General features: G+C 56.7%; 11 protein-coding genes. 3 read left to right on the top strand and 8 right to left on the bottom strand.

The window, feature by feature from the left end; all coding sequences use genetic code 11:
• Window positions 1-40: 40 nt before the first annotated feature.
• Window positions 41-790, bottom strand: coding sequence for a cytochrome c biogenesis protein CcdA (locus DSM117340_RS05805; protein ID WP_089888514.1), 750 nt, complete (start codon window positions 788-790; stop codon window positions 41-43).
• 93 nt (window positions 791-883) lie between these two features.
• Between DSM117340_RS05805 and DSM117340_RS05800 the strand changes: the two genes are divergently transcribed.
• Window positions 884-1,105: a sulfurtransferase TusA family protein gene (locus tag DSM117340_RS05800; protein ID WP_089888512.1), complete on the top strand. Its 222-nt coding sequence runs from the start codon at window positions 884-886 to the stop codon at window positions 1,103-1,105.
• 64 nt (window positions 1,106-1,169) lie between these two features.
• On the opposite strand, the gene DSM117340_RS05795 is transcribed toward DSM117340_RS05800, so the two are convergent.
• From DSM117340_RS05795 to purC, 7 genes are all read right to left on the bottom strand, one after another.
• A complete protein-coding gene (locus tag DSM117340_RS05795; RefSeq protein WP_089889065.1) occupies window positions 1,170-3,923 on the bottom strand; it encodes a ribonuclease E/G in 2,754 nt (917 codons plus the stop codon).
• 398 nt (window positions 3,924-4,321) lie between these two features.
• Window positions 4,322-5,659 carry a sigma-54 dependent transcriptional regulator gene (locus DSM117340_RS05790; protein WP_089888510.1) on the bottom strand — a complete coding sequence of 446 codons (1,338 nt, stop codon included), beginning with the start codon at window positions 5,657-5,659 and terminating at the stop codon, window positions 4,322-4,324.
• Between the two features lie 17 nt (window positions 5,660-5,676).
• A complete protein-coding gene (locus tag DSM117340_RS05785; RefSeq protein ID WP_273486331.1) occupies window positions 5,677-7,440 on the bottom strand; it encodes an ATP-binding protein in 1,764 nt (587 codons plus the stop codon).
• Window positions 7,441-7,486: 46 nt separating this feature from the next.
• Window positions 7,487-8,155 (bottom strand): phosphoribosylformylglycinamidine synthase subunit PurQ, encoded by a 669-nt coding sequence (purQ, locus tag DSM117340_RS05780; protein ID WP_089888506.1) that lies wholly within the window; start codon window positions 8,153-8,155, stop codon window positions 7,487-7,489.
• Between the two features lie 18 nt (window positions 8,156-8,173).
• Entirely contained in the window at window positions 8,174-9,217 is a 1,044-nt protein-coding gene (locus DSM117340_RS05775; RefSeq protein WP_089888505.1) for a zinc-dependent alcohol dehydrogenase family protein, read from the bottom strand.
• Entirely contained in the window at window positions 9,217-9,447 is a 231-nt protein-coding gene (gene purS / locus DSM117340_RS05770; protein WP_089888503.1) for a phosphoribosylformylglycinamidine synthase subunit PurS, read from the bottom strand. The genes DSM117340_RS05775 and purS overlap by 1 nt, the downstream gene beginning before the upstream one ends.
• Before the next feature lie 66 nt (window positions 9,448-9,513).
• Window positions 9,514-10,272 (bottom strand): phosphoribosylaminoimidazolesuccinocarboxamide synthase, encoded by a 759-nt coding sequence (purC, locus tag DSM117340_RS05765; protein ID WP_089888502.1) that lies wholly within the window; start codon window positions 10,270-10,272, stop codon window positions 9,514-9,516.
• A 154-nt stretch (window positions 10,273-10,426) separates the two neighbouring features.
• On the opposite strand from purC, the gene DSM117340_RS05760 reads away from it, so the two are divergent.
• Entirely contained in the window at window positions 10,427-10,744 is a 318-nt protein-coding gene (locus DSM117340_RS05760; protein WP_089888500.1) for a DUF1476 domain-containing protein, read from the top strand.
• 199 nt (window positions 10,745-10,943) lie between these two features.
• Window positions 10,944-11,957 (top strand): betaine--homocysteine S-methyltransferase, encoded by a 1,014-nt coding sequence (bmt, locus tag DSM117340_RS05755; protein ID WP_354689918.1) that lies wholly within the window; start codon window positions 10,944-10,946, stop codon window positions 11,955-11,957.
• Window positions 11,958-12,076: the final 119 nt, after the last annotated feature.

Below are 12,076 nucleotides of genomic sequence, written 5' to 3'. Positions count from 1 at the left end.
ACACTAGCGCAGGTTTTTGGCAAGAGTAAGGCCAAAGCCTTTAGCCAAGCTTTGCCAGTGCAGGGAAGGTTTCAAGCAGCCAATAAGAGAAGTCCGAAAAGCCCCCCGTCAGCATCAGCAGACCGACGGTCCAAAGCAAAAGCCCCATGACCCGCTCGATCTGCTCCATATGTGCCTTCATCCAGCCCATCACGCCGCCAAGCCGCGGCAAATACATTGCGACCAGAATAAACGGAATACCAAGACCAATTGCATAGATTCCAAGCAGTACAAGTCCCTTGGCGATACTTGCCTCGCTTGCGGCCAGCGACAGGATCGCGCCAAGCTGCGGCCCGATGCACGGTGTCCAGCCAAAGGCAAACGCCAGTCCAAGCACATAAGCTCCCATAGAGCTTCCGCCTTGATCCCCCACATCAAGCCGCGCCTCGCGGTCCAGAAAGCCGATGCGATAAATCCCGATAAAATGCGCCCCGAAGATCATCACAATGATCCCAGCCACTGTCGAAAACATATCGCTATAAGAGAGTAAAACCTTACCAAGCGCTGAGGCCGCAAAACCAAGCAGCAAAAACACGGTGGACAACCCCAGCACAAAGAAAAGCGCAGGCACAACAGCGCTGCGCGGACCTTCCTTGCGGTTCAGATCAGAGACAGACACCCCAGACATATACGCCAGATAGGGCGGCACAATCGGCAAGACGCATGGGCTGAGAAACGAGACGAGCCCCGCCATCAGCGCCACGATCATCGCAGGGAGCAGCCCCGCATCTATAATTTCGATTCCAAACATGAAACAGCCTTAGCGCATCGCGCAGGCCGCGTCATTGGCACTTTCTGTCACAAGTCTGTGGACAGACTGAAACATTCGCAATACCTCTGGCGCATGAGCGAAACAGTTGATGCCCTCGGCCTTCTCTGCCCCCTGCCCGTCTTGCGCCTGCGCAAGCGGATGCGCGCGCTTGCCTCAGGTGACACCATCACACTCATCGCAGATGATCCCGCGGCGGTGATAGATGTGCCGCACTTCTGCGCCGAAGCGGGCCATAGTCTTCTGAGCACAGAAGAAGCAGACGGCGCAACGCGTTACACCGTTCAAAAAGCTTAAGCCCTGCACAAAAGAAAACCGCGCCCGAAGGCGCGGCTTTTTATCGTTTCTCTGTAAGAAGGGCTTAGCCCCCCAGCGACCACCAACCACGCTTTTTCGGCTTAGGCGGCGTGTCATCCTTAACCTCAGGCGCAGGTGCTGGCTCAGGAGCCGTCACAGCTTCAGGCACAACAGCAACCTCTACAACAGGCGCAGGTGTCACCTCTGCAACAGGCTCAGCTGCCACCACTGGGGCCGCCTCATCCGTCTCAACAGGCTTTTTCTTTGCCCGCGAACGCGTGGTCTTTGGCTTGGCAGCCGCTTTGTCGTCTGCCGCAGCTTCAACACCAGCCTCCGCCTCATCTGCCTTGGGCTTCTTCGCCCGCGTCGATGGCTTGCGTGTGGCTTTCTTGGGCTTCTCCTCGGTCTCAGCTGTTTCCACAGCCTCCGCCGCATCCGCCTTTGCTGCTGTCGCAGGCTTGGCCTCAGCTGGAGTATCCTCTTTCTTCTTGCGTGAGCGGCTCACAGTCTTTTTCTTCGGCGCTTCGGCTTCTTCTGCTTCAGCAGGTGCAGCCTCTACCGCCTCGGCAGCGGCTTCTACAGCGCCAGCTTCTTCAGCTGCGTCTTGCGCCGCTGCACCATTGCCATTGCCGTTTTCGCCAGACCCAGACTCGCCATTGGCGTCGCCGCCATTGCCTTTGCCCCGACGACGCCGACGACGACGGCGCTTCTTAGGCTTGTCCTCGCCATTTGTCTCAGCGGTCTCTTCAGTCGCCTCTGTTGTGACCTCGTCGATCTCGTCTGGCTCTTCAGAGTCAATATCGTCCATCAAAGCTGCCGTAGCCGAAATAGCTGTCGAAGCCACTTCTTTCACAACGCGCGTCGCGGTCTTGAACTTCTCGAGCGTAAAGTCAGGGCTAATCAGTGATGGGTCACCCTCGATCCGCACAGACATGCCGTAGCGCGCTTCAATCTGCGCCACATGCTCACGCTTCTGGTTCATCAAGAAGTTTGCAATCCCGACAGGGCATTTCACCAAAACTTCCCGCGAACGGCGGCGTGTGCCCTCTTCCTCGATCTGACGCAAAACGCTTAGCGCAAGGTTGTCATCCGAGCGGATCAGGCCCGTGCCATGACAGGTCGAACACGGCTGCGTTGTGGCTTCGATCATACCGGGGCGCAAACGCTGGCGGCTCATTTCCATCAGGCCAAAGCCCGAAATACGACCAACCTGAATACGTGCACGGTCAGACTTGAGCCTGTCTTTCATCCGCTTTTCAACGGACGCATTGTTGCGCCGCTCATCCATGTCGATAAAGTCGATCACGATCAGACCGGCCAAGTCACGCAGACGCAGCTGGCGTGCCACCTCGTCAGCCGCTTCAAGGTTGGTCTTTAGGGCCGTCTCTTCGATGCTGCCCTCTTTTGTCGCACGGCCGGAGTTCACATCCACAGCCACAAGCGCTTCAGTGACACCAATCACGATATAGCCGCCCGACTTGAGCTGAACCGTGGGGTTAAACATCCCTGCCAGATAACTCTCGACTTGGAAGCGTGCAAACAAGGGAAGATTGTCTTCATAGCGCTGCACATTCTTTGAGTGCGACGGCATGATCATCTTCATAAAGTCTTTGGCAATACGATATCCGCGCTCGCCTTCGACCAAAACTTCGTCAATCTCGCGGCTGTAAAGGTCACGGATCGAGCGTTTGATGAGGTCACCCTCTTCATAGATCTTTGCAGGCGCAGTTGATTTGAGCGTCAGCTCGCGAATCTGCTCCCACAAGCGTTGCAAATACTCATAGTCGCGCTTGATTTCGGTCTTCGTGCGCTTGGCACCAGCCGTACGCACAATCAGACCTGCGCCCTTGGGCACTTCGATCTCGGTCGCAATTTCTTTGAGTTTCTTGCGGTCAGCGGGGTTTGTGATCTTGCGCGAAATGCCGCCACCACGGGCCGTGTTTGGCATCAAAACGCAATAGCGCCCAGCAAGGCTAAGGTAAGTTGTGAGTGCCGCGCCTTTGTTGCCGCGCTCTTCTTTAACCACTTGCACCAGCATAATCTGGCGCACTTTGATCACTTCTTGAATTTTGTAACGACGTGGGCGTGGCTTGCGGACTGGACGAATGTCTTCTTCTTCGTCCTCATCGGCCACAGACTCGATGCTCTCGTCCTTTTCCACGGCGTCTTTCTTGCCACGGCGCGAACGGCTCTTAGGAGCCTCGTCTTCGGCGTCCACATCGGCATCAGCCTCAGCGTCAAGAGCTTCAGCTTCTTCTGTATCAGCCTGCGCATCTACAGCCTCGGCCTCGTCTTCGCTTGGTTCTTCAACGGGTGTTTCACCGACAAGCTCCATGGGCGAAAGCCCTTCAGCTGTGTCATCGCCCTCGCTGTCGCCAAGGTCGATCGTCTCCATACCAGAAACGTCGCCCTCAACTTCGCGTGTTTCCACTGCGTCATCTGTTTTGGCACGCGCAGCGCGCGAGCGTGAGGAGCGGCCACGCTTAGGCTTGTCCTCATCATCCTCGTCACGAGCGCGCTGTGCTTCCACATAGGCGCGCTCTTCTTCCATCAGAGCTTCGCGGTCCGCGACAGGGATCTGATAGTAATCTGGGTGAATCTCGTTAAACGCGAGGAAACCATGGCGGTTTCCGCCATAGTCAACGAAAGCCGCCTGAAGTGACGGTTCGACCCGTGTTACCTTTGCGAGATAGATATTGCCAGCAAGCTGCCGGCGGTTCTCGGTTTCAAAGTCAAATTCCTCAACTTTGTTTCCATCAACCACAACAACGCGAGTTTCCTCTGCGTGGGTGGCGTCGATAAGCATTTTCTTAGCCATGAAGTCCATTTGCACGCAAAATCCCCGCAAACTCTTCTCAGAGCCACAGGTTTCAAAACGTGTCTATTTCGGGCGATGTCAGACGCGCGTTCAAGAGGGGCGCTTGCGCCCTCTGCTCTCGAACTCAATACTTTAGCGCGCTTCATCGCGTTTCTTCTCCGACACAGTGCTGCTTGCGCAAGCCAAAGTGCCCATTCATTGGCAGACACAAAGGCCCGCCGGTCCGTTTGGCCAATTTCTGGGCCAATTCATCCTGCTGGGGAACGCGCGTGGCGCGGCATCCGAAGCAGATAAACTCCTCAGAGCGCTAAAATCGCAGCTCTGCATTTCTACTTAAGGGCAGACAGCGCCAAAATACAATGGCTAATCGACGCCAAGCCGCACCAAAGCCAAGTTGCCTAGCTTAAATAATCAGAGCGTTGCAGCGCATATTTCGCCATCTTCTCATTCAGTGTGCGGCGCGGCAGGCAAAGCTCGTCCATCACAGCGGCAATCGAGCCTTTGTGGCGGCGCATCGTATTGTCGATGAGCATCCGCTCGAAGGCTTCTACATATTCCTTGAGCGGCTTGCCCTCGGTCGTCATCACAGGCTGCATCTCGTCGTGATCCGCCATCAAAAGCGAGGTGATTGTCCCTGCCCCGCGCCGCGACTGAAGCACAGCTCGCTCGGCAATATTGATCAGCTGGCGCACGTTTCCGGGCCAAGGCGCTTGCAAAAGTTGCGCCGCTTCCTGCGCGCTCACCTTGGGCGCATCGCAGCCGTATTCCTCGGCAAACTCGTCCGAAAGCCGCGTGAACAGCGTCAGGATATCTTCGCCACGCTGGCGCAAAGGCGGCACAGTGATGCGCAGCGCTGCCAAACGATAAAACAGATCCGCGCGCAGCGCGTCCTCGACGGTGCGGTTCTGCTCTTGCAAGTTTGAGATCGCCACTATCCGCGTTTCAGGCGGATTGCCCTCCTCGTTCATAAAGCTCAGCAAGCGCGCCTGAACAGCGTCAGGAAGCGTCTCTATGTCTTCAAGCACAAGCGTGCCCCCGCGCGCCTCTTCCACAGCAGGCAGGCGGCTGTCTTCGGGCTGCATCGGGCCAAAGAGCCGCTTCACCAGCGCTTCTTCTTCCAAAGCCGAACAGCTCACCAACACAAATTTCTTACCAGCACGCGCACCAACCGCGTGCAAAGCATGTGCCACAAGTGTCTTGCCTGTGCCCGTCTCGCCATCAATCAGGACATGGCCGTCAGCCTGCCCCAGATCGAGGATATCTTCCTTGAGCCGCGCCATAATCGGGCTGGCGCCGATCAGCTTCTTCATCAGTTGCCCGCCCTCTGACAACTCGCGGCGCAAAGCGCGGTTATCAAGCGTCAGACGCCGCGCGTTGGCAGCCTTCTTGGCCAGCTCTGTCATACGGTCAGGGTTGAACGGCTTTTCTAGAAAATCAAACGCGCCCACGCGCATCGCCTCGACTGCCATCGGCACATCGCCGTGCCCTGTGATCATGATCACAGGCAAAGCACTGTCCGCCCCCATCAGCTTTTTGAGAAACTGCATCCCGTCCATGCCGGGCATTTTGATGTCAGAGATCACAATCCCTGGATAATCCGCGCCCAGCTCCTTGAGCGCGTCTTCCGCGCTCGGAAAGGTCTGGGTGTCATAGCCCGAAAGTGCGAGCCACTGGCTGATGGACTGGCGCATGTCCTGCTCGTCATCCACAATCGCAATCTTCATAGCCTTAGCCATCACTCGTCTCTCTTTCGTTACTCTGCAGCTTCAGAGCTGCTGCCTTCCAAGATAGGAAGTTGCATTTCAAAAACAGCCCCCCCCGCCATTGCATTGCGCGCGGTCAGCCGTCCACCAAGGTCGTTCACGATCCCCGATGAAATAGCAAGCCCCAGACCCACGCCCTCGCCGGGCTGTTTGGTTGTGTAAAACGGCTCAAAAAGCGCATCCAGATCTTCGATTCCAGGGCCATTGTCGCGCACAGAAAGCGTTGCCGTTTCTCCTGCAGTCAGCATCAGCTCGATCTCAGGCTCCTGCACCAGCTTGGTTGCGTCCAGAGCATTGCGAATGAGGTTCACCATAACCTGCTCGATGCGCACCCGATCCCCCATAACCATCACTGGCCATTTGGGCAAAACGCGGTCGATCTTAACATGCCGCCGCTTCAGTTGCGGCTCCATCATCGACAAAGCAGATGTGAGCGCATCCCCCATGTTTATTGGGCTAAGCTCGTCCTGTCCCTTGCGCGCATAGCTCTTAAGCTGCTTCGTGATCGCGCCCATCCGCTCGATCAAATCATCAATACGATGAAATGAAGACAGCGCTTCATCAGGGCGGTTCCGCTGCAACAAAAGCCGCGAGCCCGCCAAATAGGTTTTCATCGCCGCCAAAGGCTGGTTCAGCTCATGACTCACCGCCGCAGACATCTCCCCCAAAGCGGCCAGCTTGGAGCTTTGAGCGAGGCTCTGCTCAGCGGTTCTCAGCGCGCCTTGCATCTTCTCACGCTCGGCGATTTCCCGCTGCAAGCGCGCGTTAAGTTGGCGAAGCTCCGCCGACTCCCGTTGAAACAAGGCCATGCGCAATGCTGACTTACGGCTGAGGAGATAAAACACCAACGAAAGCAAAATGGCGAAAACCATAATCTCGAGCGCCAGAACCCCATTCACCCGCTCGCGCACGCTTGCATAGGTTGTGAACGACGCCATCTTCCAGCCGCGAAACGCAACACGCATCTCCTTGCGCATCACAGCCTCGCCCTGCACATAGGCGTCGGGCGGCAAAGAGGTCCAGTTCTGCGTGGCTCGGATCGCGCGCTCAATAGCGCTGTCCGCCGACTCGCGCCCAAGCGCCTCATCTTCCATCAAGCCCCGCCAGCGCGGCTCTGTCGCAAGAACAATCGTGCCCTCGCTGTTGGTCACAAGAACAGCGTCCGAAATGCCAGCCCAAGCCCGCTCAAATTTGGCCAGATCAACCTCGACAACAATCACACCGATGGTCTCGCTCTGGCTCGTCACACGGCGCGCATACACAAAACGATAGCCCCCGCTCTCGCGCGGCACAGTCGCAAAGATTGTGTTGGGCGAGCGCAGCGCTTCGATAAAATAGCTGTGCTCACGATGTGGCTCACCCAGCCGCGCACGGTCCGTCGCCGCCACAGTCCGCCCGCTCGCATCCAGCAAGATCAATGAGGCCGCGCCAATCTCTTCGACAAAAGAAATAAGCCGCTGAGTAGATTGACTAAAATCACCTGAATTCAGAGCCCCGATCAAAGCAGGGTCGCGGCTCAAAAGCTGCGGCACAATCGAGTTGCGCTTCAGCTCCGAGATCAAGTTGCCCGAATAAAGCGTCAGCCTGAGCTCGGCACGGTTGCGGGTGTTTTCGGTGAAACGCTCTGTCAAAAGACGGTTCGTCACCGAAATAGTCGCAACTGCCAACACCAAAAGCCCGACAAAAACCGCTCTCAAGCGCCAACTTGTGGTGCGCGGGCGCTCGTCGGAAGATGGGTCAGCAATGAGGCTCATTGTGCCAAATTAGCGGGCCTTACCGCCCCTCACAAGCGCGCTGATCTCATGCAAGCGCCATTTGGCTCATGAGGCTGGTAAACATCGCTTTGCCGTCGGTTCCCCCATGGCTAGGCTCTGCCATCCGCTCAGGGTGTGGCATCATGCCAAGCACACGACGGTTGCGGCTCACAACGCCCGCAATATCGGCCACAGAGCCGTTGGGGTTGTTGACATAGCTAAAGGCAATTCGGCCCTCGGCGCGCAGCTCGGCGAGCTTGGCATCATCCACGTAATAGTTTCCATCGTGGTGCGCGATTGGCACGGTGATCACCTGCCCAGCCTCATACCCGCTGGTATAGGCCGTGTCCGCCGCCTCAACCTGAAGCTCAATCGGCTTGCAGATGTATTTCAGCCCTGCATTGCGGCGCAGCGCACCTGGCAAAAGGCCGGTTTCGGTCAGAACTTGAAAGCCATTGCAAATCCCGAGTGCATAACCGCCGCGCTCCACATGGGCCTTCAGCTCACCACAGATCGGCGAATTTGCCGCAATCGCACCACAGCGCAAATAATCTCCAAATGAGAAGCCCCCGGGAACAGCCACAAGATCAATGCCCTTGGGCAAAGCCGTGTCTTTGTGCCAGACCATTTCAACATCGGCCCCCGCCTTTTCCAAGGCCACAGCCAAGTCACGGTCACAGTTTGATCCAGGGAAGACAATCACAGCGGCTTTCATGGGGTTCTCCTTAGCGTTTCAGCTCTCAAAATCGGTTATAACAGCCACACCCGCAGGGGCAGCATGATCAAAGGCAGCAAGCTCGCGAGTCGCGTCACTCAGTGCAATACGGCGGGTCACCAGAGGTGCGAGGTCCACATGCCCCGCATCCATCAGGCTCAATAGGCTCGGGTAGCGATGTGCAGGCATGCCACGCGTACCATATATCGCCAATTGCCCAGAATATACGACATCCATCGGGATCGGCATCACCGCATGATCTCCCGCAGGCATCCCGACCTGAACCATACGGCCCAGCTTTTTCAATGACTTAAGCGCGCCCACTGTGGTCGCTTCCACGCCAAGCGCCTCAATGGCAAGGTCTGCGCCCCCGCCCGTCGCTTCGCGCACAGCTTCAGCCGCATCGCCCTCAGTCGCGTTGATCACAACATCCGCACCAAGGCGTTTGGCATAAGCAAGCTTCTCGGGAACCACATCGACAACCGCCACCCGCGCGCCCAAAGCACGACCAAGCATAAGCGCCGAAAGGCCCACACCACCGCCACCAAAAACAGCAAGCCATTCCCCCGCTTGCAGAGCCGCGCGGCCCGTCAAAGCATGCCAAGCCGTCGTCACCCGACAGCCCAGTCCCGCTGCCAGATCAGGCGCAATGCTCTCAGGCAATAATGTCAGGTTCGCATCTGCATACGGTACAGCGAGATACTCGGCATAAGCACCCGCTTGCGTAAATCCAGGCACAGCCTGTGTTGCACAAATCGTCTGATGGCCTGATTGACAGTCGCCGCAGCGCCCACAGGCCAAAATAAACGGCGCAATCACACGTTGGCCAACCTGCCAGCTCTTAACACCCGCTCCAACAGCGACAATCTCGCCGCAATATTCATGCCCCGGCACGTGCGGCAACGCCACATCGGGGTCAGCGCCCACCCAAGCATGCCAGTCAGAGCGACAGACACCACAGGCAAGCACCTTGAGCACAACGCCGCCTTCCGGCGGTGTCGGGTCGTCCATTTGGACAATCTCAAGTGGCGCGCGCCATGTGGTAATCTGCGCTGCGCGCATCAGCCAAGCTCGATTGTGTAGCTCTCGATGACAGTGTTCGCGAGAAGCTTTTCGCACATCTCGGTGACAGTCGCCTCAGAGCTGCCCTCAGCCAGATCAAGCTCGATGACCTTGCCTTGGCGCACGCCTTCAACGCCGTCAAAACCAAGCGCCCCAAGCGCATGGCGCACAGCCTCACCTTGCGGGTCCAGAACCCCGTTCTTCAGCATCACATGCACACGCGCTTTCATGGCTCTCTCCGTTCTTATTCAATCATCACCAAGGATTTTACTTGGCTTATCAATTTCTTGCAGACGTCAGTTAATCAACGTCGGCTTCATGGGGGTCGCCCCCTTTGGCATCACACCGAGCCTTCTCGCAACTTCGCTATACGCGTCGGTCAGGCTACCAAGATCGCGGCGGAACACGTCTTTATCGAGCTTCTGGCCTGTTTCCATATCCCATAGGCGGCAGCTGTCAGGGCTGATCTCATCAGCAACGATAAGGCGCTGATAATCGCCTTCATAAACACGGCCAATCTCGATCTTGAAATCAACAAGCTTGATGCCGACACCAAACATAACGCCTGACAAAAAGTCGTTGACCCGCAGCGCAAGGCTCAGGATGTCTTCCATGTCCTGCTGGCTCGCCCAACCGAATGCCGCAATATGCTCTTCAGAGACAAGCGGATCGCCCAAAGCATCGTCTTTGTAGCAATATTCGACAATTGGCCGTGGCAGCGGCGTTCCTTCTTCGATCCCAAGGCGTTTGGCCATAGAACCAGCCGCAAAATTGCGCACAATCACTTCAAGCGGCACAATCTCACAGGCGCGGACAAGCTGTTCGCGCATATTGAGACGGCGGATAAAGTGGTTTGGAACGCCAATTTGCGTCAAACCATTCATAAAATATTCCGAGAGCATGTTGTTCAACACACCCTTGCCTTCGATCACATCACGCTTCTCTGCGTTGAAGGCCGTGGCATCGTCCTTGAAATACTGCACAATCGTGCCTGGCTCTGGCCCTTCGAACAGGGTCTTTGCCTTGCCTTCGTATATTTTCTTGCGGCGTGCCATCGGGGCTCCAATCTCGCGCTTGAGGTGAGTCTGCTTGCTTGACTGTCTCTTATGGCAAAGGGCTCATTGTCGCAAGCCGCGCCATGAGGGCTTGTGCTCCATCGCGACGAATTGCATATTTAAGCGCAACTATAATTTTGTTGGAGACACCCGTATGTCCACTTTTGACGACCGCGAAAACGCCTTCGAAAACAAATTCGCTCATGACGAAGAAGTGAAGTTCAAGGCCGAAGCCCGCACAAACAAGCTTCTCGGCCTTTGGGCTGCCGAGCTTCTGGGAAAATCAGGTGATGACGCTGCAGCCTATGCTGCGGAGGTCGTGAAAGCAGATTTTGAAGAAGCAGGCCATGAAGATGTGGTACGCAAAGTGGCTGCAGATCTCGGCGAAATGGCCGACACAGACACGATCCGCGCCAAACGTGCCGAACTGAGTGTGCTGGCCAAAACCCAAGTGATGACAGAAGTTGGCTAAGCTTCTGCGCTGATGATCTTTCAAACGCCGCTCCTTTATCGGGCGGCGTTTTTGTATGCGCCCTCACGCTGCGCCACAGTCTCTCCCGCCTCCCTTCATACAAACAAGCAAACCTCATAATCTTGATGTTGATTATGAATTTGCCTAATTACCTTACCTGTGCGAAGGCAGCGCAAACCCAAATAAGGCAGCTCCAAACATGACATCGCCCTTTGAAACTCTCCTCGCCGAACGCGACTGGCTCCTTGCCGATGGCGCGACAGGCACAAACCTCTTCAACATGGGCCTCGGCGCAGGTGATCCCCCCGAATTCTGGAATGTGGATGAACCCGCCAAAATCACATCGCTCTACAAATCCGCAGTCGATGCTGGCTCTGATCTTTTCCTGACAAACTCCTTTGGTGGCAATGCCGCGCGCCTCAAGCTGCACAATGCAGCCAACCGCGCGCGCGAACTGTCGCGCATCTCTGCCGAAATCGGCCGCAATGTTGCCGATCGAGCCGATCACAAAGTCATCGTCGCTGGCTCCGTCGGCCCCACAGGCGAAATCATGGCCCCGATGGGCCAGCTCACCCACGAGATCGCCGTTGAAATGTTTCACGAGCAAGCCGAAGGCCTCAAGGAAGGCGGAGCCGATGTGCTCTGGCTCGAAACCATTTCTGCGCCTGAAGAATATATCGCCGCCGCCGAAGCCTTCAAACTCGCCGATATGCCGTGGTGCGGCACGATGAGCTTTGACACTGCTGGCCGCACGATGATGGGCATGACAAGTGCCGCCATGGTCGCCATGGTTGAAAAACTTGATCACAAGCCACTCGCCTTCGGCGCCAATTGCGGCGTCGGCGCCTCTGATATGTTGCGCACCGTGCAGGGCTTTGTCGCCCAAGGCACAGAGCGGCCGATCATCGCCAAAGGCAACGCAGGCATCCCCAAATACGTCGATGGTCACATCCATTATGATGGGACTCCGACGCTCATGGCAGATTATGCCGTGCTCGCCCGCGACAGCGGCGCAAAAATCATCGGTGGCTGCTGCGGAACCCTGCCGGAGCACCTGCGCATGATGCGCGAAGCCCTTGAAACCAGACCAAAAGGCGACAAACCCAGCTTGGAAGAAATCGCCGCCCGCCTTGGGGCCTTCTCCTCGGCCAGCGATGGCACAGGCGACAACGAACCGACAGGAACACGCAGCAATCGCCGCCGCCGCAGCTAGGCTCATTTACGGTGCAGCATCGTTTTGCTGCACCGCTTTAGGCGACATTCGTTAACTTGGTCGGCAAAAGTCTCGCGTATGTCGCAATCGAGCCAGTCACTTTGCGACATTCTGGCAAA

Origin of the sequence: Lentibacter algarum (genome assembly GCF_040580765.1) — a bacterium.
Lineage (GTDB): Bacteria > Pseudomonadota > Alphaproteobacteria > Rhodobacterales > Rhodobacteraceae > Lentibacter > Lentibacter algarum.
The sequence above is the reverse complement of the archived record's forward strand: the minus strand, read 5'-3'. Positions and strand labels throughout refer to the sequence as shown.